Genomic DNA, 24,068 nt, shown 5'->3' on the forward strand with positions numbered 1-24,068 from the left:
AGCACCGCCAACCCGGTCAACCTCAGCCATCCATTGAACCTGGCTTACGTGATTTACACCTCCGGCTCGACCGGCAAACCCAAGGGCGCGGGCAACAGTCATCGTGCGCTGGTCAACCGTCTGCACTGGATGCAGAAAGCTTACAAAATTGATGGCAGCGATACCGTTCTGCAGAAGACACCGTTCAGTTTCGACGTGTCGGTCTGGGAATTCTTCTGGCCGCTGATGACCGGCGCACGTCTGGCCATGGCGCTGCCGGGGGATCACCGCGACCCCGAGCGGCTGGTGCAGACCATCCGCGAGCATCAGGTCACGACGCTGCACTTTGTGCCGTCGATGCTGCAGGCGTTCATGACTCACCCCCACGTTGAAAGCTGTAACACGCTGCGCCGAGTGGTATGCAGCGGTGAAGCACTGCCTGCCGAACTGGCCGCTCAGGTGCTCAAGCGCTTGCCGCAGGTCGGTTTGTACAACCTGTATGGCCCGACCGAAGCGGCCATCGACGTGACCCACTGGACTTGTAGCACCGACGATATCCTCAGCGTGCCGATCGGGCAGCCGATCGACAACCTGAAAACCCATATCCTCGACGACGGCCTGTTACCTGCTGCACAGGGTGTGGCGGCGGAGTTGTACCTGGGGGGCGTCGGTCTGGCGCGGGGTTATCACAACCGTGCAGCACTGACGGCCGAGCGCTTCGTGCCGGACCCGTTCGACGAGCAGGGCGGCGGCAGGCTGTACCGCACTGGCGATCTGGCGCGTTATCGCGACGCAGGTGTCATCGACTACGCCGGGCGTATCGACCATCAGGTGAAGATTCGCGGCTTGCGCATCGAACTGGGCGAAATCGAAGCCAGCCTGCTGGAGCACGACAGCGTTCATGAGGCGGTGGTGATCGACGTTGACGGCCCGTCCGGCAAACAGCTGGCGGCGTATCTGGTGGTCGGGCACCACGACGATCAGTTGCGTGATGCGCTCAAGGCCTGTCTCAAGGAATCGCTGCCGGATTACATGGTGCCCACGCATTTCATCGTGCTGGACAGAATGCCGCTGAGCGCCAACGGCAAGCTCGATCGCAAGGCACTGCCTAAGCCGGACGCCAGCCAGTTGCAGCGCCAGTACGTCGCACCCTGTACCGAGCAGGAACAGCAGATGGCGGCGATCTGGGCCGATGTGCTGAAAGTCGAGCGTGTCGGGCTGAGCGATGATTTCTTCGAGCTGGGTGGTCACTCGCTGTTGGCGACGCAGCTGATTTCCAGAATCCACACCGGCCTGGGAATCGACATTCCGCTGCGCCTGATCTTCGAGAAACCGCAACTGAACGAATTTATTCAGGCCTTCGCCGGCAGTGGCCTGTCGCTGACCGAGGACGGCTTGTCCGATATTGAAAAAATGATGAATGAAATGGCGGGTATCTGACATGGACAAGTCTGCAGCAGAGCGTATTGCCCAGCGTTTCATCGGCCTGCCCGTCGAACAGCGGCGCCAGATCCTCGCCAAAATGCATGAGACCGGACAGAGCTTCAAACTGCTGCCCATCGCCGTGACCCGGCATGCCGCAGCGCGTATTCCGCTGTCTTACGCGCAGCAGCGCATGCTGTTCCTCTGGCAGATGGAGCCGGGCAACGCAGCCTACAACGTGCCTTTGGCGGTGCGTTTGAAAGGCGCACTGGACCGGCAGGCGCTGAGCGCAGCGCTGGAGCGGCTGGTGCAACGCCATGAAACCCTGCGCACCCGCTTCGTTTCAGAGGATGGCGTGTTCTATCAGGAGATTCTCGAACAGGCTACAGTCGCTCTCGAGTTCGCGTCGGTGGCGCCCGCAGACATCGAGCAGCAGGTGCGCGCCGAGTTGCAAAAGCCCTTCGACCTGCTGAGCGGCACGCTGCTGCGGGTCAAGCTGTTCCAACTGAGTGAAAGCGAACACGTACTGACCGTGTGCATGCATCATGTGGTGTCCGATGGCTGGTCCGGCGAAGTGCTGATTCGCGAGTTCGTGCAGTTGTATCAGACTCAGGTATCCGGACAGCCGATTTCGTTACCTGAGCTGGCGATTCAGTACGCAGATTACGCGATCTGGCAACGCGCCTGGCTGGAGGCCGGGGAGGGCGAGCGGCAGCTGGACTACTGGAAACAGCAACTGGGCAGCGAACATCCGTTGCTGAGCCTGCCACTGGATCATCCGCGTCCGCTGCAACCGAGCCATCGCGGTGCGATGGTGCGCGTCGACCTGCCGCAGCAATTGTCCACGCAACTGAAAAGCCTGGCGCGCAACAATGGCCAGACCCTGTTCATGGTGACGCTGGCGGCGCTGTCGGTGGTGCTGTCGCGCTTCAGCGGGCAGTCCGACATCCGCATCGGCGCACCCAATGCCGGGCGCACACGCAGCGAGCTGGAAGGGCTGATCGGCTTTTTCATCAACACTCAGGTGCTGCGCGTGCAGGTGGATGAGCGGCAGAGCTTTGCCGAGCTGCTGGATCAGGTCAAACAGGTGGTGACGGGCGCGCAGTCGCATCAGGAACTGCCGTTCGAGCATCTGGTGGATGCCTTGGCACCGGAGCGCAATCCGGGCCACAACCCGCTGTTCCAGTTCAAGATCAATCAGCACGTGCTGGCGGCCGATGGCAGCGGGCAGCGCGTGTCGGGCCTGACGGTCGATGAGTTCCCGATGGGCAGCAGCGATGCGCGTTTCGATCTGGCCTTCGACTTCACCGACACGCCCGAAGGGATACGTGGTTATTTCACCTACGCCACCGACCTGTTCGAAGCGCAGAGCATCGAGCGTATCGCCGAAGCGTTGCGCAACGTGCTGCAAGCACTGGTCTCGGACACCGACCGGCGTCTGGCCGATCATCCACACGCCGTATCGTCGCCGGTCGCCGAGCAAACCCAGGATGTTGCCTGCCCCGATTTCCTCAGCCTCTGGCAACAGGGCCTGCGTGCCGGGCGTGGCAACACCGCGTTGCGTGTGGGTCAGCAGGTGTTGAGCTTTGACGAGCTTGAGACACGCAGTAACCAATTCGCCCGCTACCTGCACGCTCAGGACATAAAGCCGGGCATGACCGTCGCGCTGTGCCTGGACCGCTCCGTGGAATGGGTGGTCAGCCTGCTGGCGGTGCTGAAACTGGGCGCGGTGTACTTGCCGCTGGACAGCGCGCAACCGTTCGAGCGCTTGCAGCAACTGGCCCGTGACAGCGGCGCGGTGCTGCTGGTGCATGCACCCGATGATGACAAGGCCGCGCGGTTGGGCGTGTGCCCGGTGCTGGCGTTCGATGCTGCGCTGTGGGCCGCTGTCGATAGCGGGGCGCTGGATGTTCGGGTGCTGTCTGGGCAAGCGGCGTACATCATCTACACCTCCGGCTCCACCGGGCAGCCCAAGGGGGTGGTGGTCAGCCACGGCGCGCTGGCCAACTATGTGCAGGGCGTGCTTGAGCGTCTGGCGTTGAATGAAGGGGCGAGCATGGCGATGGTGTCGACGGTCGCTGCCGACCTGGGGCATACGCTGTTGTTCGGTGCGCTGGCGTCCGGCCGACCGCTGCATCTGCTGTCGCACGAGCAGGCGTTCGACCCTGACGGTTTTGCGCGTTACATGGCCGAGCATCAGGTTGAAGTGCTGAAAATCGTGCCCAGCCATTTGCAGGGCCTGTTGCAGGCCGCCAACCCGGCGGACGTGCTGCCTGGGCAAGTGCTCATTCTGGGTGGCGAGGCCAGCGCCTGGGCGTTGATCGAGCAGGTGCGTACGCTCAAGCCGGGCTGCCGGATCATCAACCACTACGGCCCGACCGAAACCACGGTCGGTATCCTGACCCACGAAGTGGCCGGGCACCTCAGTGCCTGCCGTAGTGTGCCGGTCGGTCAGCCGCTGGCCAACGGCAAGGCGCGGGTGCTGGACGCATACCTCAATCCGGTGGCCGAACGGGTGGCCGGTGAACTGTATCTGGGCGGTCGCGGGCTGGCGCAGGGCTATCTGGGCCGTGCGGCAATGACCGCCGAACGCTTTGTGCCGGACCCGGACGCCAACGGTCAGCGTTTGTACCGTGCAGGGGACCGTGCGCGTTGGGTGGATGGCGTGCTGGAATACCTCGGCCGTGCTGACGATCAGGTGAAAATCCGCGGTTACCGGGTCGAACCGGGCGAGGTCGGCCAGCTTCTGCAAACCCTGGAAAACGTGGCCGACGCCGTGGTGCTGGCGCAGCCGCTGGAAAGCGATGAAACACGTCTGCAACTGGTGGCCTATTGCGTCGCGGCAGCCGGCACGAGCCTCAACGTCGACAAACTGCGTGAGCAACTGGCGGCGCGCTTGCCCGAGTATCTGGTGCCCGCGCAGATCATGCTGCTGGACAGTCTGCCACTGACCGCCAACGGCAAGCTCGACAAGCGCGCCTTGCCTAAGCCTGGCGTGGTCAAACAGCGCTACACCGCGCCAGTCGGCGAGATCGAGGAAAAGCTCGCCGCCGTGTGGGCGGATGTCCTCAAGCTGGAACAGGTCGGCAGCACCGACAACTTCTTCGAGCTGGGCGGCGATTCGATCCTCAGTCTGCAGATCATCGCCCGCGCCAAGCGTCAGGGCATCAAGCTCAGCCCCAAGCAATTGTTCGAAAGACAGACCATCGGCCAACTGGCTTCGGTGGCGAAACTGATTCAGAAAAAGCCCGCCGCCGTGGCAGAGCAGATCAGCGGTTCGTTGCCGTTGCTGCCGATTCAGGCGCGTTTCTTCGAGCTGGACATCCCCGAGCGTCAGCACTGGAATCAGGCGCTGATGCTCAAGCCTCTGCAAGCGCTGGAGGCCTCTTGTCTTCAGTCGGCATTGACGGCGTTGGTCGAACAGCACGACGCGTTGCGTTTGGGTTTCTCCCAACAGGACGGCCAATGGCTGGCCACCTTCGGCATGCAGAACACTCGTGAGCTGCTCTGGACCCATGAGCTGGACAGCATCGAGCGTTTGTCTGAGCTGGCCGATGAAGCGCAACGTAGCCTGGACCTGAAAAACGGGCCGCTGCTGCGTGCCGTGCTGATCAACCTGCCACAAGGCGAACAGCGCCTGTTGCTGGTGATTCACCATCTTGTGGTGGACGGCGTGTCATGGCGGGTGTTGCTGGAAGACCTGCAACAGGCGTACATCGCCCTGGCAGCAGGTCAGCCAGCGCTGCTGCCGGCGAAAACCAGTTCGCTGAAAAGCTGGGCCGAGCACTTGCAGGCCTACGCGCAAAGCCCGGCGCTGGAGCAGGAGTTGGGCTACTGGCAGGCGCAATTGCAGGACGTCAGCGACGCCTTGCCGTTTGATCATCCGCATGGCGGCCAGCAACAGCAGCACGCGCTGTCGGTGGTCACGCAACTCAATGGCGAGCTGACCCGGCAACTGCTGCAGGACGCCCCGGCGGCCTACCGCACGCAGATCAATGACCTGCTGCTGACCGCGCTGGCGCGGGTGGTCAGTCGCTGGACCGCGCAGCCGCATGCACTGATTCGTCTCGAAGGCCATGGTCGCGAAGACCTGTTCGACGCACTGGACCTGAGCCGCACGGTGGGTTGGTTCAGCAATGTGTACCCGGTCAGGCTCACCCCACAGGCCTCGCTGGCCGATTCGATCATGACCATCAAAGAGCAACTGCGCGCAGTGCCCGACAAGGGCATCGGTTACGGCGCGTTGCGTTACCTGGGCCGCGAATCGGCGCGTCAGACCCTGCAAGCCTTGCCGCTGGGCAGCATCGTGTTCAATTACCTGGGGCAGTTCGACGGCAGCTTCGACGCACCGCAGGCACTGTTCACACCCTCCGTCGACAGTAGCGGTGCCTCACAGAGTGCCGATGCGCCGCTGGCTGCGCCGATCAGCATCAACGGTCAGGTCTATGCCGGTGAGCTGCGGCTGAGCTGGACCTTCAGTGGCGCGGTGTTCGAGCGCGACACCATGCAGCGCCTGGCCGATGAGTACACCGCCGAATTGCAACAGCTGATTGCCCATTGCACCACCGAAGGCGTGGCGGGGGTGACCCCGTCGGACTTCCCGCTGGCGTGCCTCAGTCAGTCGCAGTTAAGCCGTTTGCCGATACCTGCCGGGCAGATCGAAGACCTCTACCCGCTGGCACCGATGCAGCAGGGCATGCTGTTCCACACCTTGTTCGAGCAGGAGGCGGGCAATTACATCAATCAGATGCGCATTGAGGTCAGCGGCCTGGACGTGCCGCGTTTCCGCACCGCCTGGCAGGCCACGCTGGATGCCCATGAGGTGCTGCGCAGTGCTTTCATCAGCCATCTGCAGCCAGCGCTGCAAGTGGTCTTGCGTGATGTGCGCATGCCTTTTGTCGAGCTGGATGCCCGGACGCAGTCGTCCGGCTGGATCGACCAATGGGCCGATGCCGACCGCCGGCAGGGTTTCGAGCTGGTCCACGGGCCGTTGCTGCGCCTGGCCGTATTGCGCACCGGCGAGCAGAGCCATCAGCTGATTTACACCAGCCATCACATCCTCATGGATGGCTGGAGCAGCTCGCGCCTGCTCGGTGAAGTGCTGCAACGCTATAGCGGCCAGACACAGCCGAGGCAGGTCAGCCGCTATCGCGATTACATCGAATGGTTGCAGCGCCAGGATGCCGGGCTCAGCGAGCGTTTCTGGACCGATCAACTCGCCAGACTCGATGAGCCCACGCGTCTGGTTCAGGCCTTCAAGGCGCCTGAGAACGGCCAGGGGCACGGTGATTACCTGCACTTGATCGACGCCGAGAATACCCGTCAACTGAGCGAGTTTGCCCGTGAGCAGCGCGTGACCCTCAATACGCTGGTGCAATCGGCCTGGCTGCTGGTGCTGCAACGCTATACGGGGCAGTCCAGCGTCACCTTCGGCGCAACCGTGGCCGGGCGTCCGGCTGATCTGCCGGGTGTCGAGGAGCAGCTCGGGCTGTTCATCAATACCCTGCCGGTGATCGCCAGCCCGCGTGCCGAGCAACGGGTGGCGGAGTGGGTGCAACAGGTCCAGGCGCAGAACATCGCCTTGCGTGAGCATGAACACACGCCGCTGTACGAGATTCAGCGTTGGGCCCGCAGCGCTGGCGAGGCGCTGTTCGACACCATTCTGGTGTTCGAAAACTACCCGGTGTCCGAAGCCCTGCAACAGGCTGCGCCGCCGGGGCTGGTGTTCGGCGGCCTGCGTACGCAGGAGCAAACGCATTATCCGCTGACCCTGGTGGTCAATCTCGGCGAAACCCTGTCGCTGCGCTTCAGCTACGCCCGCGAGGCGTTCAGCGAGCAACACATGGCGCAGTTGTCGGCGCATTTCCAGCAGGTCTTGCAGGCGCTGACGCATGACGCACAGACGGCGCTTGGCGAACTGGCGCTGTTGAGCGACCGTGAGCAGCAGCATGTTCTGCGCGAGTGGAACGCCACAGCCGCAGACTTCCCGAGCAAAGACTGCCTGCACAGCCTGATCGAAGCCCAGGTATGCGCCACGCCGGACGCACCGGCGCTGATTTTCGCTACTGAACAACTGAGCTACGCGCAACTCAACGCCCGCGCCAATCAGCTTGCGCATCGCCTGCGTGAGTCGGGCGTTGGCCCGGACGTATTGGTGGGCATTTGCGTCGAGCGCAGCCTGGAACTGGTGATCGGTCTGCTGGCGATCATCAAGGCCGGTGGTGCCTACGTGCCGCTGGACCCGGACTACCCCGAGGATCGTCTGGCCTACATGATGCAGGACAGTGGTATCGGTTTGCTGTTGACCCAAGCGGCGCTATTGGAGCGTTTGCCTGTTCCGCCTCAGGTGCAGAGCCTGTGCCTGGATCAGGACGGCGACTGGCTTGCCGGTTACAGCACCGCCAACCCGGTCAACCTCAGCCATCCATTGAACCTGGCTTACGTGATTTACACCTCCGGCTCGACCGGCAAGCCCAAGGGCGCGGGCAACAGTCATCGTGCTTTGGTCAACCGCTTGCACTGGATGCAGAAGGCCTACGGGCTGGATGGCAGCGATACGGTTCTGCAGAAGACGCCGTTCAGTTTCGACGTGTCGGTCTGGGAGTTCTTCTGGCCGCTGATGACCGGCGCACGCCTGGCCATGGCGCTGCCGGGTGATCATCGCGACCCCGAGCGGCTGGTGCAGACCATCCGTGAGTATCAGGTCACGACCCTGCATTTCGTGCCGTCAATGCTGCAGGCGTTCATGGCTCATCCTCAGGTGGAAAGCTGCAACACGCTGCGTCGGGTGGTATGCAGCGGCGAAGCACTGCCTGCCGAGCTGGCCGCTCAGGTGCTCAAGCGTCTGCCGCTGGCCGGTCTGTACAACCTGTATGGCCCGACCGAAGCGGCCATCGACGTGACCCATTGGACTTGTAGCACCGACGATATCCTCAGCGTGCCGATCGGGCAGCCGATCGACAACCTGAAAACCCATATCCTCGACGACGGCCTGTTACCTGCTGCACAGGGTGTGGCGGCGGAGTTGTACCTGGGGGGCGTCGGTCTGGCGCGTGGTTATCACAATCGTGCAGCACTGACGGCCGAGCGCTTTGTGCCGGACCCGTTCGACGAGCAGGGCGGCGGCAGGTTGTACCGCACTGGCGATCTGGCGCGTTATCGCGACGCAGGTGTCATCGACTACGCCGGGCGTATCGACCATCAGGTGAAGATTCGCGGCTTGCGCATCGAACTGGGCGAAATCGAAGCGCGTCTGCATGAGCATGCCGCCGTGCGCGAAGCCACGGTGATCGACATCGACGGGGCGTCCGGCAAGCAATTGGTCGCTTATGTGGTGCCGACCGATGCCGCTGATGCGCCGGACGTTCTGCGCGAGCGTCTGCAGGTTCATCTCAAGGCTCATGTGCCGGATTACATGGTGCCGGGCTACTTCGTATTTATCGATTCGATGCCACTGACCGCCAATGGCAAGCTGGATCGCAGAGCACTGCCGAAGCCGGACGTGGCCCGCTCACAGCAGGGTTACGTGGCGCCGCGCACTGCATTCGAGCAGCGTCTTGCTGAGTTGTGGGAGCAGGTGTTGCACGTCGAACGGGTCGGGCTCAACGACAACTTTTTTGCCTTGGGCGGGCACTCGCTGCTGGCGGTTTCACTGGCGGGCAGGATTCGCGAGACGTTCGATATCTCCATCAAGCTGCATGACTTGCTGTTGCTGCAGACCCTGGGCGAGCTGGCTGATTTCATGCGTGCCGATGAAGCCAGGGTCAAATCGGCGGTCATCGCCATGAACGCCAATGGCTCGACGCATGCGCCACTGTTCTGCCTGCCGCCGGGCGGTGGTGGCACGTATTCGTATTACCCGCTGGCGGGCAAATTGGGCGACAGCCGACGGGTTTACGGGTTGGTCAACAAGGCCTATGTGGTGCCGGGCTGGTTCGATACGTCGTGGCCGGACATGGTCGATTACTACGTCGAGCTGATCCGCACGACCCAGCCACACGGGCCTTACAACCTGCTGGGTTGGTCGATGGGTGGCGCGCTGGCCATTGAGGTCGCGCATGTACTGGAGCACGCTGGCGAAGTGGTGAGCTTTCTCGGGCTGGTCGACACCCAGCTACCGACATCGGCTGGCATGGAATGGGTCGAAGAGGACCCGCACGTCACCACGCAGCAGCAGGGCGAAAACTACTACCGCGGCCTGATCAAGAGCCTGCAGGCCTTCGTGCCGGGCTTGCAGGAGCAAACCATTGTCGACCTGATCGAAACGGCCCGGCAGTCGGTGACCGGGGAGAGTGAAGTGATTGATCGAGTGATCGAGCAGATCGCGCTGCAACACGCAATGAACGTCGACAACCTGCGCAGCATGTTCCAGGACATTGCGGTGCAGGACGAAATCGAAACCGGTTACACATTGCTGGAAGCCAACGCGAAACTCAGCCAGGCGTTTACCTTGAAGACTCTCAATGTAAAGGCCGATTGCTGGTGGGCAGGGCAAAGCCGCAAACCGGGGCAGATTGCCAAGGCTGAAGCAGTGCTGCTGGAACAGTGCTCGGTCAACGGACTGCGCAGCTCGACGACGATTGATCAACGACACGACAACCTGGTGATCGCTGAAGCATTTTTGCAGGGGCTTGCCGAGCGGTTGGTGTGACGCAGAGCGTCACGAACGGCATTCCCACGCGGAGCGTGAGGAACGATAGGTGTCCGGGCTGGAGTGCGAGGGACGACAGGTGTCCGCTGTTGATCGCGAGGGGCAAGCGTCGCTTAAAAATCACCGCGCAGGGTCAGGACGTAGTTGCGCGGGTCGCCGTAATAGTTACCGCGGTCGATGTCGCCGGTGGCCTTGTAGTATTTGCGATCCAGCAGGTTGTTGCCGTTGAGCGCCACCGACCAGTGTTCGTCGATTTTCCACGCGACCCGGGCATCCCAGATGGCCCGGCCAGCGTTATCGATGGGTTGGGTCGACTCGTGTTCCGAGTAGCCGCTCTGCGCCGAAACCCCGCCGCCGACGCTCAACCGACGCCAGGCGCCGGGCAGGGTGTAGCTGCTGGTCAGGCGCAGCATATGCCGGGGTGTTTCTGCTGAAATGGACTGTCCGTCACTGCCGCGGGTGATGTTGAACGTGTACCCGGCGAGGGTCTGCAATCCCGGTAACGGCTCGCCACTGATTTCCATGTCGACGCCCTTGCTGCGCCGGATATCACCGTTCAGGTAGCAGGTCCCATAGGCATCATTACTCAGGCACTGGCCGGCGTTGGCGTCATCCGCGACGGCTACGTCCTTCTGCTTCACATAAAACAGCGCCAGTGACACGTTCAGACGTTTGTCGAACAGTTCGCCCTTGATTCCGGTTTCGTGGCTGGCGCCGATGGCCGGATCAAGCAGCGTGCCTGATGCCGTTCGATAGGCGCTTTGCGGCAGGAAAATATCCGTGTAACTGGCGTACCACGACCAGTCCCGGTTGAGGTCGTAGATGACCCCCGCAAACGGCGTGACCTGGTTGTCCTCCTGCGCGCGACGGGTTACGCCTGCGGATGTGGTCTGATAGTCATAGCTGCTGACCCGGCCGCCCATCACCAGGCTCAACGATTCCGTCAGGCTCAGACGCAGGTTGCTGTAGAGGCCATAACGTTTGTCGCTGTAGTCGGTACGGCGCCAGGCCGGGCGCACAGGTTCGGCAATCGCGTCGTGGTCGGGGTTGAAGATAGCCAGCGGCTGATTGGCGTTGACCGTGGCATAGCGCGACTCGCGTTTCTGTTCGGACCCATTACCGCCGACGGTCAACTGGTGACTCAGGCCAAAGGCGTCGAACCGGCCGTCCAGGTGCGCGTCGATGCCATCGCTATGGATATCGTCCGAGCGAAACAGGGTTCTGACCAGTCGGGAACCGCTCTGCGTCGCCGGGTCGATGGCGCCCTGTGCGTAGGCCACCTTCTGATCGAAAGCACCCTCGGAGCGGGTTGCCGACAGTGTGCCGCTCCAGTTTTCGTCAAAGCGGGTTTCCAGCTCGCTGAACACTTCGTCAGTGCGGGTCTGGTGGCGGTTCCAGTCCTGGGCCAGCGACGTCGAGCGCGGCAGGTCGATGGCCTTGCCGTTGCTGTAGCGGGGCAGACCGAAGATCGAAAAGCCTTGGGTGTCGGCGTTCTGATGGCGCACGCCCAGGGTCAGGGTAGTGTCTTCGCTCAGGTCGGTTTCCAGGATGCCGTAGAACAACGGCGCGGTTTTCTGCAGACCATCGGTGAAATAGCCGCGGTCTTCATAGGACGTTACAACACGCCCGCGGATGCTGCCGGAATCGTTGAGTTTGCTGCTGCCATCCAGGTCGACCCGGTAGTTGTCCCAACTGCCTGCGCGGGTGGTAATCGAGAACTGCGGCAGGGCAGTCGGGCGCTTGCGGACCAGATTGACCGCGCCACCGGGGTTGCCTGCGCCAATCAGCAGACCGGCCGCGCCGCGCAGCACTTCGACGCGGTCGTAGATTTCCATGTCCGGGGTCATCCAGCCGGTCACGCTGTAACCCTGACCAGCCACGCCATCGATGATGTAACTCTCGTCCTCCAGCGCAAAGCCTCGCGAACTGAAGACATGAGAGCCGAAATTGCGTTGGGAAAAGGTGATGCCGGGCGTTTGTGCCATCACCTCGTCGAGGCCGGTGAGGTTTTTGTCGTCCATCACCTGGCGGGTCATGACGGTGACCGACTGCGGCGTTTCGCGCAGCGACTGAGCGGTCTTGTTGATGCTCACGCCGGTGGCTGAATACGCGCCGCTGCCCTCGGTGGTGATGCCGAACGAATCGCCCTTGATCGCCACCGGCCCGAGGCTCATGGTTTGTGCGGAGGCAGCAGCGCCGAGGGTCAGGGTGTTGTCTTCAAGACTGTGCGCTACGTTGGCTTTTTTCAGCAGGTCGGCGACGGCCTGTTCGGGCGTCAGCCTGCCGTGCACCGGGCTGCTGAGCTTGCCGTTCAGGTCGTCGGGGTTGTAGAGGATTTGCAGATCGCACTGGCGGCCCAATTCCTTCAGGGCACTGCTCAGTGTCTGGGCCGGGATATCGAACTCGAACTCCTCCGCCAGCACCTGTCCCTGGACACTCAACGCCAGCACCAGCCCCACACTGCCCAGACGCAGGCCGAGCGTTTTCACGCGGCCTGTGCGCAGACGGCTGGAGGATGTTTGCATGGGAGGGATGGCTCGTTGAGATCAATGGCGAAGGATAATGCATTTGCGGCAGCCTGGTCGCGTGCAGAGCGCTGTATCACGTACCGAAGCCGCTCCGCGCGGGGCATGGGCACGCTGGTGCCTCTCCGGAGACCCATCGTTGCGCACGCTCCAGCGCGGGAATGCCGTTCGTGACGCTTTGCTTCACACTCGCTGTCGCGCCGCGCGATCAACGCTTCGCTTGCTCGCGAAGAGACCTGTCCAGTCCCGGAAATCAGGGCGTTTGAACCATTGCCTTCGCGAGCAAGCTCGCTCCCCCACAGGGATTTCAATAACGTTGAGCTTAGATCAGAAATCCCCCCGCAGTGTCAGGACGTAGCTGCGCGGTTCGCCGTAGACGTTGGAGCGATCGGTGGCGATCGAGGTGGTGTAGTACTTGCGGTCGAACAGGTTTTCGGCGTTGAGTGACACCTTCCAGTTTTCGTCCAGTTTCCACGACGCCCTGGCATCCCAGATGGCCCGACCGGCCACGCCAAGCTCTTTGTTGGACGGCACTTCGTAACCCGAATCCGCCGACACACCGGCGCCCAGGGTCAGGCGGTTCCAGGCACCCGGCAGGTTGTAGCTGGTGTTGAGGCGCAGCATGTGTTTCGGTGTTTCGTAAGCCACATCCGAATCACCGTTGTTGCGCAGCATGTTGTAGGTGTAACCGCCGAACACTTGCAGCCCCGGTAACACCTCACCGCTGGCCTCGACATCGACGCCCTTGCTGCGGCTGATGCCGTCCTGCAGGTAGCAGGAGCCGTCGGAGCTGGTAGGGCACAGTTCAGTGGTGTTCACATCAACGGCGGCCACATCTTTCTGCTTGATGTAGAACAGCGCCATCGACAGGTTCATGCGCTTGTCGAATAGCTCACCCTTGAAGCCGGTTTCGTAGTTGGAGCCGATGGCCGGGTCCAGTGGCGAGCCGCCAGCGGAGACGTAGTTGGCCTGTGGCGTGAAGATGTCGGCATAACTGGCGTACCACGACCAACTGTCGTTGATGTCATAGATGACGCCCGCGAACGGCGTGAATTCCTGAGTCTGCTTGGATTCGTAACTGTTTGCCGCACCGGTTTTGACGTCGTACTTGTAGTCATACCAGCTGAGGCGCGTGCCAAGCACCACGCTCAACGGTTCGCTCAGGTGAATGCGCGTGTTGGCGTACAGACCCGCGCGTTCTTCGGTGGTGTCGATGTCGGTTTGCCAGGCTGGACGGGCTGGTTTGGCGAAAGCGCTCTGATCGACATCGAAGACGTTGACGGCGGTGCGCCTGGTCACGGTCGCCTGATGCGTGTTGGCGTTCTGCTTCGACCAATCGGCACCCAGGGTCACCTGATGTTCGAGGCCGAACGCGTTGAAGTTGCCTTCCAGCTGGCTGTTCAGACCGACGCTGTCGACCTCGTCCTTGCGAAACAGCGTGCCCTGAAAGTTGGAGCCCGCCAGCGTCACGGGATTCACTGCGCCCCGTGCGTAGGCAATGTTCTGATCGAAGCCACCCTGGGAATAGGTCAGCGAGGTCCGGCTGGTCCAGTCCTCATTGAAGCGATGCGCGACTTCGGTGAACACCTCGGTCATGTCGCTTTCATGGCGATTCCACTTCTGCGCCAGGTTGGTCGAGCGCGACAGGCCCAGCGACTGGCCGTTGCTGTAGCGCGGCAGGCCATAGATCGAGTAGCCGTTGATGACCTGTTCCTGACGTCGCAGGCTCATGGTCAGGGTGGTGTCGTCGCTCAGGTCGGCTTCGACGATGCCGTACAGCAGCGGCGTGCGGCTGTCGCGACCATCCAGATAGGAGCCGCTGTCATCGTAGGCCGCGACCATGCGCCCGCGCAGGGTGCCCGAATCGTTGAGCTTGCCGCTGCCATCCAGGTCGACCCGGTACTGGTCCCAGGAACCGGCGCGGGTGGTGATCGAGAATTTGTTATCGGCAGTCGGGCGTTTGCGCACCAGATTGACCGCGCCGCCGGGCTGCCCGGCACCGACCAACAGCCCTGACGCGCCGCGCAGCACTTCCACACGGTCGTAGATGGCCATGTCCGGCTGCATCCAGCCGGTGATCTGATAGCCCTGACCGCCAATGCCGTCGACCAGGAAGCTTTCCGCCAGCAGCGAGAAGCCGCGCGAGGTGTACACGTGACCGCCGAAGTTGCGGTACTGGAAAGTGATACCCGGGGTGTCTTCCAGCACGTCGCTGAGGCTGGTGAGGTTGTTGTCATCCATGACTTGCCGAGTCACCACGCTCACCGATTGCGGTGTTTCGCGCAGCGATTGCGGTGCACCCTTGCCGATACTCACTGCGCCGGTGGTGTAGGAACCGGTGCCGTCGGTGGTGGTGCCCAGGTAATGCGAGTCGATTGCAGTCGGGGCCAGATTGACGGTGCCTGTGGTGTTCGAATCGTCTGCGACGGTTTCCTGTGCCTGACCGGCGACCGGCATGCACAGCGCAAGACCCATGGCCGCCATGGATGGCCGGGAGCGGAACATCTGACTGAGCATCAACGCTTTGCTGAGCGGGGTGAGTCGTGACGGGTTGTGCATGAATTGGCTCTTTCCAGTGAGTATCGGCAAGGAGATTGGGAGCGTCGTTCAGGCCTGCGCAGTCGGGTCCAGCCGTCGACCGGGCAGGCGTGAGCCACTTTTTTATGGGGCGTTGCGCGAGAGATGGCTGGGCGCGCAATTCGCTGTTAATGAGAACGAAAGCGAATAACGTTTATTTAATGTTTTTTTCACAATCCACGAAAAAAAGATGGCGCTTGGCTAGCAATTGAGGGTGGTGCGGAGCGGCCAGGCAAAAAAAGCCCCGCTCGCGGACGGGCCGGGCGGGGCGTTTCAGGTGCGAGTGAATCACGCCGTAATGGTTTTATCGCGGGTTTCGTTGCGAACCTGTTCGACCTGAATCTGCCCGGCCTGCATCCGCACCAACTGGTCGGCGACGTAGAAATAGCGGTCGTCATGGGAGATCACGATGATGGTCTTGCCCTGCTGCTTCAGTTCCGGCAGCAGTTCGGTGTAGAACACGCGACGGAACGCCGGGTCCTGATCGGCGGCCCACTCGTCGAACACCAGCACCTGCCGCTCGTCCAGCCACGCATTGATCAGGGCCAGGCGCTTGCGCTGACCGGTCGACAGATCGGTGGTGGTGAAGGCACCGTTCTCGATCCTGACCTTGTGCGCGATGTCCAGGCGCTCCAGGTATTTGCCCGCGTCCTGCGGCAGCGCGGCCTGCCCCTGCAACGGCTCGTCGAACAGGTAGTAGTCGGCGAAAATCGTGGTGAACAGCTGGCGGTAGTCATCCAGGTTTTCCGCGCTGACGGGCTGGCCATTGAGGCGGATCTCACCCTGTTGCGGGGTGTACAGTCCCAGCAGCAGCTTGATCAGCGTGGTCTTGCCACAACCGTTCTCGCCGACGATGAACACGATGTCGCCCTGTTTGATGCTCAGGTCGACCGGGCCGAGGTGGAAGGCATCGCTGCCCTCGACGGGCGGGTAGTCATAGCGCAGGTTGTGCAGCTCCAGCGTGTGCATGCTGGGCAGCGACGTCGGGCGGTCACTGACCAGCAGGTGCGGTTCGGGGCTGGAGAATTTCCATGACAGCTCGGCAATGCGGCGCATGGCGATCTGCGCACGGCTGATGCCGGGCAGGGCAGTAATCAGGCGCTCCAGTGGGCCTTTCATGTACAGCATCACCAGCACGAAGCCGCCCAGTACGGTCTTTTCGGTCGTCGGCCAGAACGCCTGAAAGGCGATGGCCATGCCGATCACCGCGAAGAACAGCATCGAGCCGAAGGTTTCCGCGCTGACGAAGATATTGGCAGCGCGAATGTTCGAGCGGCAGATGTGTTCGGTGGCCCCATGAATCTTCTCGTCGAGCATGTGCTGACGACGCTTGCGCTGGATGCGCAGCTCCTTGGCGCCTGCGGACAGCGCCTGATAGTGCTTCTGCAATTCGTCTTCGCTGTTGCGCGCGGCCAGAATGCTGCGCATGCCGAACGCATGCGCCAGGTATTGCGCGCCGGTGCCGAGCACCACGGTGAGCACCGTCAGCGCCAGAATCTGCCAGGACAGCAAGGCCAGATAGGTCAGGCAGCCAAGGGTGACGGTGAACGAGATGACCATCGGGGCGACCGACAGGGCAAAGGTGCTGATGGTGTTGACGTCGTTGAGCAGCACCGGGATCAGGCGGTGCGCGCGATAGCGTTCCAGCTGCTCGATGGGCGCGACCAGCACCTTGGCTGCCAGCTCGCGGCGCAGGTTGGCGACGACCCGCTGGCCGACGTAATTGGTCGACAGGTTGGACAGGGTCGAGCACGCCAGGGTCAGCACACACAATCCGGCGAACAGCAGCGCGGTCTGCGTGTCCGGCCCGCCGGGCATGTTCATCGCGTTGTTGATGGTGGCCAGCAGCCCGGTGACGCTCAGGCCGCTGACAATCCCCAGCACGGTCGATAGCGCCACCAGCCACCAGAATGGCTTGAGGATTCTCAGGGTTTCCCGGGCGAGGCTTTCAGTTGTGCGGGTCATGGTGTGTCTCGTCAGTGTCCGTGAGTGCGGCGTGGGCTATCGCCGGCCGAGGGTGCGCATGAAATCGGTCAGAGGTCGCGGGCGACCCGGAAACCCAGCCAGTCACCCCGTACATCCGGCTGGCGGCTGTTGCGGTTGCCGGAGCGCGAGAAGATCGGCGCTTCGGTCCAGTCATTGCCGCGAATCATCTTCCAGGTGCAATCACCGGCCAGCCATGCGCTGCCATCGGTGGGCGCGCCGTTGTAGTTGCTGGTCTCGCAATCGGCAGTCCATTCGTAGACATTGCCGTGGGCGTCGTAGATGCCGAAATCGTTGGGGCTGTAGCTGCCAGCGGGTGCCGTGTAGCTGAAGCCGTCTTCCGGGCCGTAAGTGTTGGCATGTTTGGCGATGCTGTAGGGCTTGCCTTCGTCCATCGGAAACGGGAACGAGCCTTTGCTGCCGCCGCGTGCCGCGTATTCGCGCTGGGCTTCGCTGACCATGTGGTAGGACTTGCCGGTCTTTTTCGACAGCCAGTCGACATACGCCTTGGCTTCGTTCCAGTCCATGCACACTGCTGGCTGACGCGGGCTCAGCGGGTAGCGCGGCTTGCCGGCCTTGCACTCGCGGCCTGGCCGGGTATCGCCATCCGGCATCGTGTAGCCGGAGCTCTTGATATAGGCATTCCACTCGCCGCTCAGCACCTGAAAACGGCTGATGGCGAAGGGTTTGGCGAAGGTCACGTCGTGCAGCGGGCCTTCGTCCGGCTGACGACCCAGTTCCTCTTCGGGCGCACCCATGGTGAAGGTGCCCGCAGGCAGCACGACCATTTCCGGGCAGTCCTTGCAGTCCTTGAACACTTTTCCGGGCGCGGGCACCGCAGCGGGCGTGGCGGCGAGGGTGGTGCCGCATAGCAACAGGCCGAGCAGGGCGGACAGGGGCAGCAATGTTTTTTTCATGACGGGTCTCGATGGAAAACGGAAAACAGGTGAACGGTGCAGGCGTGTCAGGCGCGTCGGGCGAGCAGCGTCATGAAGCGATCGATTTCGGCTTCGCTGTTCAGCAGCCCCGGCGCGGTGCGCACCACCGGGCCGACGTCGCGACTCACCGCGTCAACGACCATGCGCTGCTTCATCAGCCAGGCCGCCACGTCGTCGCACGATTGGCCCTTGAGCCGGAAGAAGCTGAAACCCGCCGACAGCGCAGGATCCATGGGCGTCACCAGCTCGACATTGGGCTGGGCCTTGAGGCGCTGCTTGAGGTCACTGTTGAGCTGGTGAATACGTGCCTGCACATCGGCCTTGCCCAGTTGCAGGTGCAGTTTGAAGGCCTCGTTCAACGCCCAGCGGTGTTCGAACGAGTGGTAGCCGCCGGGCGTCATGATCGTGCTGAAACCGCTGGCTTCCGAGAACGTCGGGATCAGCGGCGTGAGGACCTTGACCTGTTCCGAGCGGGCGCAGACGATGCCGGTACCGCGTGGACCGAACAGCCACTTGTGGGTGCCGGCGACATAGAAGTCGCACTTCATCTCCGGGAAGTCGAGGTTCTCGACGCCAAAGCCATGCACGCCGTCGACCACATAGAGGATGCGGTCCTGGTCGTCACGGTTGCGGTTGTGTTCCTCGACCAGATCGCCGATGGCCCCGATGGGCAGTTTCACGCCGCTGCCGGACTGCACCCAGGTCATGCCCAGCACGCGCGTCTTCGGCTGGATACTGCGCGCGATGGAGCCGATGATTTCGTCGACCGAGACGGTAGCCGGGTCCTTGAACAGGCGAATCTTGCGAACCTGCGTGCCGTCGCGCTGCTGGCGGAATTTCAGGATGTCGCGGACGCAGGAATGCTCGTGTTCGGTGGTCAGAATCTCCTGATCCGGGCGCACATGAATACCGCCGTAGATGATCGCCAGGCCTTCAGTGGTGCTGCCGGTCAGGGCGATCTGGCCGGGTTGGGCCTTCAGGTACTTGCCCGCCCAGACGCGAACCTCGTGTTCGCGGCGCTCGGTCTCTCCCAGATCCCAGTCCATGGCCAGACCGGGATTGCGGTCGATATGCGCGCGATGCTGTTCGATGGCCTGGCGAACCGGTGCGGGGTGCGAAGTGACCAGAAAATTCGAGAGGTGAACGTAGTCCGGGTCCTGATTGAACAATTGTTTCAGGCGCGTCCATTTATCCGTGGAGGCCGGCTGAGTGGCTGGCGTCATGGCCGCTGTTGCCAGGCCGGAGCCCAGTGGCAGGGCTGCGGCCAGCACTCCGGCCTGTTTGAGAAAGGTTCTGCGATCAGTCATGAGCGTCTGCGCCTGAGGGTCGGGTGGCGGCGTTTGAGAGATTCATGTGTTTCACATCCGGACGGGCAGCCGCCTGAACCTGCTCCCAGACGCGCAGAAAGTTGCCGCCCCAGAGCTTGGTGATATCCGCTTCGGCGTAGCCGCGCTCGATCAATTCGGCCGTCACGTTGCGGATTTCGCTGACATCGTTGAAGCCTTTCACACCACCGCCATCGTTGAAGTCGGAGCTGATGCCGACATGGTCGATGCCGATTTTGCGGACCGTGTAATCGATGGCGTCGACGAAATCCTTGACCGTGGCTTTGGGCTCCTCCTCGAGAATCGCGTACAGCTTGCTGGCATAGGCGCCGAAGCGTTGCTCCGGCCAGACGGTGATGATCGGGTCGCCGGGCATCAGCGCCATGGCCAGGTTCGGCAGCGGTGGCAGGTCGAAGTCCTTGCGTAGCGCATTGAGCTTGTTCTGGGTTTTCTGGGTCAGCGGCTTCAAATAGGCTGGGAACGCCACGATTTGCACCACACCGCCGCTGCGCTTGATGAGCTGCAGTTCCTCGTCGCTGAGGTTGCGCGGGATGTCCACCAGCGCACGCGGCGCCGAGTGCGAGGCGACCATCGGCGTGCGGCTCAGCTCGCTGACCTGTTGCAGCGCCTTGCTCGACATCTGCGACACGTCGATGATCACACCCAGGTCATTGAGGCGTTGCACGGCCTGCCTGCCGATCTCCGACAGGCCGCCCAGAGCGTCGGGCGTGTCATTGAGAAAGGGCAGGGGGCGTGAAGAATCGGCCCAGCTGTTATTGCCGACATAACTGAAACCGAACATGCGCATGCCGCGTGCGGCCCAGTGGTCCAGCAGGCTCAGGTCATTGCCCAGCGGGTAGGCGTTGAGCATGCTGATGAAGATCGCAAACTTGCCTTCGCCGTGCAGGCGGCGCATGTCGTCCGGGGTGTAGGCGATGCCGACCTGATTGGGGAAATCGCGCACCAGCCCGCTGATGATCCGGTAGCGCACTTCCTGCTGATGGCGTGCTTCGTCGACGAAACCGGGTGTCGGACGATGCGGGGCGTTGTCGCCGTTCCAGATCTCCGGCCAGCCGAATACCGTCAGCGCTGCACCGGACAGGCGTCCGCGCGCGGCTTTCACCAGGTCGAACTGCCCCGAGCCGTCCTTGTCGGCTTCGTTGCCCTCGCTGCCGAATTTCATCGGCACGGTGATGTGGCTGTCGAAGGAAATGATCCGCTCCTGCAGGTCGTCGGCCTGCTGCATGACCTTGACCGGGTAGCCTGCTGGCGACCAGTAATTCCAGGCCAGAAAGCCCGTACCTGCACTGATCGCCAGGGCCAGTGGCAGGCCGATGAAGAGAGCTTTTTTCCAACGCGGTCTTGTCATTTCCGTCTCGTGTGGTTAACCGTTGCGCAGCCTGCGACGGCTGTTGCTATCTGGTGGAGAACGAGCGGATCACCGAGAAATTTAGCGCGGGCTCATGGATGTGTGTGCAGCGCTAAATTTGTCTGCCGGGTTTACGTTCTAGCTTGGATAACGGCTGTCTCGGGGCTGGAACAGGTAGGGTAATGACGATTTCTCGACGAGGGTTCATAGCGGGTCTGGCGCTGACCGGTGCGGCAGTTCCGGCAGCGTATTACGCGCATCGGGAACTCACCCGGGTCGACCTGCCGGAAACGCCGGGCGAAGCGACGGCGGGGCCTGCCGATACCGCCACCCAGCGCCTGGCCGACAAGCTGCGCGGTGTGTGGACTCTGCGCTTCGAAGGGCGCGATGCCGGACTGAGCGGTGCGCCGCTCGAAGGCCTGGAAATGTTTCTCGACATCGCCCCGCGTGGTCGCGGCCTGCGCGGCTATATCGACACGGCCGGGCAATTGCGCGGCGATGCGCTGCCGCGTTTTCGGGTGATTGGCGATCTGCAACCGGCCAATGCCGCAAGACTCTACCTGCGGGTCATGGACGGCCATGCCGGCAATGGTCCGCACAGCGACAACCCGGATTACGAATTCAGCCTGACCCTCGATGAAGTCTGGGGCGCGTTCGGTAACGCCGGCAGCGGCACCCTGAGCGGGCGTATCGAACGTCTTGACCGACCGCTGGCCCTGCCGGAACTGGAAAACCGTCTGATCGCGATCAAACAGGTGTTTCCAGAAGCGCGGGAAAGGGTGGGCCTGAGTCCGCCGTTTCTGGCCTGGCTGGTTTCCAGGGAGCATCGTCTGTTCCATCAGCTCTGGCATGCCTCGCGAGACAAGTGGCACAAATTGCCCGAAGACAAGCGTAACGCCCTGCGCGGCATCGGCTGGCAGCCGGGGCCGCGTGACCATGAGCGCGATGCGCGTGGCCCGCACAAGGACCGCAACGGCTCGGGTGAAGACTTCTTTTATATGCACCGGCACATGCTGATCCAGGCACGCAGGATTCAGGACTTGCCGTCCTGGCCGCGTTTTCCGCTGCCGCAGCCTGAGCTGGAACGTGACCGCCTGGGCTTTGCCCGCTATTTCGACAATCACGACGGTTGTTCGCTGCCGCCCAACTGGCTGGCGCATGGTGACGAGGAATACACACAGCTGGTCAGCGATATCAAAAGCCACGAGACGTTTCATACGCATTTTCAGGTCTGGGAATCGCAGTATCGCGATCCGCGCTTTTTGTCGAAGCTGACCCTGGGCCAGTTTGGTTCGCAGGTCGAACTGGAACTGCACGACTGGCTGCACATGCGCTGGGCCTCGGTGGCCCGCGATCCGGCCAACGGGCAGCCGGTGCCGATGGCACGTCGATCGGATGATTTTGCCGAGCGCTGGTTCGAGCCTGAAAACGACTTTCTTGCCGACCCGTTTTCATCGCACGTGAACCCGGTGTTCTGGATGTTCCATGGCTGGATTGACGACCGCATTGAGGACTGGTTCCGCGCCCACGAGCGCTTTCATCCGGGCGAAGTGAAGCGCCTGCAAGTCAACGGCGTGCCGTGGTTTGCGCCAGGCCGCTGGGTGAATGTCAGCGACCCGTGGCTGGGGCCTGAAACGCACGGTTGCAGCACAGTGCCCGGCCAGACTGCAGGCACGACCATGGAAATGGACCCGGAAGTCATGAAGCTGGCGCTGCGCATCACCTTCGCGGCCGATGACAAACTGAGCAACCTGCTACGCCGCGTGCCGCGCCGGCCCTGGTATGCACGGAATCTGCTGCCGGAGAGGTGGTTTTGAGCAGCGCTGGCTCCTAGGCTCTGTACGAAAAGTGGCTGCGCTCGGTGATGCTGCGTTAAAAACAGGCTCGGATGCGAGTCCAATCGGAATGCTCATTTACAACACGTAGAGTCGAACGCGACCCCGGCCGTTCCTCGCCTGTTTTTGCCTTGCCTGACCTTCGCTCGCGGACTTTTCGTACAGAGCCTAACGCACTCCGCTCTGTCGGATATTTCATGAATGCCCCCCTGATTCTCGAACAAAAGGCGTAGGGTGGCGCCAGGTCGCAAGCTGTCTGGATGTTCGGCCGTTTCTCATCCCTTCCTTGCTTGCGCCCTCGAGAATACCTTTCATGACACCCGGAATTTTTGACGCGAACAACATTCACTTTGATCTGGGCCCCGATGCCGGTGGCAACTGGTCTGAGGTCATGCTGGAGCATCACGGGCTTTACTGTGAGTTCGATAAAACCCTGTCAGGCAACTCCACAGCGCAAAGCTGGAGCCTGGGGGCTATTGGTGTCACGCAGGCTGATCTGAAATCTCTGGTATTGATCCCGGTTGGAGAAGAACAGGATTGCTGGCAGGGGGAATGGCTTTATCTGAAGCTTATGACCGGTGGGTATGTCGATATCGACGAAGCCGGAAAGCAACATCGCTTCATGGCTGGCAGCATGTTCTTCATCGATCCCGGGCAATCCTTTCAGGAGTCGTTTACCCAGCATGGGCAAATGACCGTATTGCGCATTCCCAAGTCCAGTTTGCGCGATCGGGGCCTGAGGCATTCGTTGCCGGGGCTGATGGTTGCCGACATGGAGTCGGCAGACATACGCGCAGCCCGTGACCTGATCCATTGCATCGCGCAGCAACAGGCGGCCCCTGGCTTGGTCATACGCGAGTTGATGGGCAGACAATTGCTGGAGCTGATTGACGCCATGCTGGGCGGCCCCGGCGACAAGGCAGTTTCGCGCAGCACTGATGTCGTGCTGTTGCGCGCCAGACGTTACATTTACACGCGTTTGAGTGACACCGAACTCGACTGCGCGGCCATTGCCGGTGCCGTGCATGTTTCAGTCAAGCACTTGCAACGCTTGTTCCGGAGTGAGGAGACGACGGTGATGCGTGATGTCTGGAATATCCGCCTGCAACACGCACAGCAATTGCTCAGTTCGACCCGCACGCTTCGGCCAAGTGTTCAGGACGTTGCCTGGCAGTGCGGTTTCACCACGGCAGCGCATTTCAGTCGGGCCTACCGGGCACAGTTCGGTATTTGCCCCTCGCATGTTCGGGCTACTTTCAACTGAGCAACTTCTGCTCTCGCCTTATCAGTTGAAAGCGCCTTGTGGACATCCCTCACGCGCCTTGCAGGTAACGGTGATACGCCGTCTGCGCCCTAGAATCGATCCTGTCATTCAGTGACTGATTCATCTCAATGGCTGCTGCGCTGACGCATCGGTCACAGCCCACCGTTATTCATCTTTCGCGATTGGCCCCGGCAGTTTTGC

Annotated in this window: 10 protein-coding genes; 4 read left to right on the plus strand and 6 right to left on the minus strand. The window is 62.0% G+C overall.

Going from position 1 to position 24,068, the window contains the following annotated elements:
- Together ACW55A_RS15985 and ACW55A_RS15990 are read left to right on the plus strand one after the other, a co-directional pair.
- The coding region (locus tag ACW55A_RS15985) for an amino acid adenylation domain-containing protein (protein WP_499140460.1) at positions 1-1,419 on the plus strand (1,419 nt) is incomplete at its 5' end.
- A gap of 1 nt (position 1,420) precedes the next feature.
- Positions 1,421-10,051 (plus strand): amino acid adenylation domain-containing protein, encoded by an 8,631-nt coding sequence (locus tag ACW55A_RS15990; RefSeq protein WP_498811030.1) that lies wholly within the window; start codon positions 1,421-1,423, stop codon positions 10,049-10,051.
- Between the two features lie 113 nt (positions 10,052-10,164).
- Here ACW55A_RS15990 and ACW55A_RS15995 read toward each other — a convergent pair whose 3' ends face one another.
- The 6 genes from ACW55A_RS15995 to pvdM all read right to left on the minus strand — a co-directional run bounded on the left by ACW55A_RS15995 (position 10,165) and on the right by pvdM (position 20,768).
- A complete protein-coding gene (locus tag ACW55A_RS15995) occupies positions 10,165-12,576 on the minus strand; it encodes a TonB-dependent siderophore receptor (protein WP_498811031.1) in 2,412 nt (803 codons plus the stop codon).
- Between the two features lie 327 nt (positions 12,577-12,903).
- A complete protein-coding gene (locus ACW55A_RS16000; RefSeq protein ID WP_046719684.1) occupies positions 12,904-15,135 on the minus strand; it encodes a TonB-dependent siderophore receptor in 2,232 nt (743 codons plus the stop codon).
- 306 nt (positions 15,136-15,441) lie between these two features.
- A complete protein-coding gene (locus ACW55A_RS16005; protein WP_455807810.1) occupies positions 15,442-17,118 on the minus strand; it encodes a cyclic peptide export ABC transporter in 1,677 nt (558 codons plus the stop codon).
- Positions 17,119-17,186: 68 nt separating this feature from the next.
- Positions 17,187-18,053 carry a dihydropyoverdine dehydrogenase gene (pvdO, locus tag ACW55A_RS16010; RefSeq protein ID WP_455807809.1) on the minus strand — a complete coding sequence of 289 codons (867 nt, stop codon included), beginning with the start codon at positions 18,051-18,053 and terminating at the stop codon, positions 17,187-17,189.
- Positions 18,054-18,100: 47 nt separating this feature from the next.
- The gene (pvdN, locus tag ACW55A_RS16015; protein WP_455807808.1) at positions 18,101-19,381 is read right to left on the minus strand and encodes a pyoverdine-tailoring periplasmic protein PvdN; all 1,281 of its coding nucleotides are present in this window, start codon (positions 19,379-19,381) and stop codon (positions 18,101-18,103) included.
- Entirely contained in the window at positions 19,374-20,768 is a 1,395-nt protein-coding gene (pvdM, locus tag ACW55A_RS16020; protein ID WP_060708903.1) for a pyoverdine-tailoring dipeptidase-like protein PvdM, read from the minus strand. The genes pvdN and pvdM overlap by 8 nt, the downstream gene beginning before the upstream one ends.
- Positions 20,769-20,950: 182 nt before the next feature.
- Between pvdM and pvdP the strand changes: the two genes are divergently transcribed.
- A complete protein-coding gene (gene pvdP / locus ACW55A_RS16025; RefSeq protein WP_498811032.1) occupies positions 20,951-22,585 on the plus strand; it encodes a pyoverdine maturation tyrosinase PvdP in 1,635 nt (544 codons plus the stop codon).
- Between the two features lie 331 nt (positions 22,586-22,916).
- Positions 22,917-23,867, plus strand: a complete 951-nt coding sequence (locus ACW55A_RS16030) for a helix-turn-helix domain-containing protein (protein WP_430302135.1) — start codon at positions 22,917-22,919, stop codon at positions 23,865-23,867.
- Positions 23,868-24,068: the final 201 nt, after the last annotated feature.

The organism is Plantibacter cousiniae (nom. nud.) (assembly GCF_977070315.1).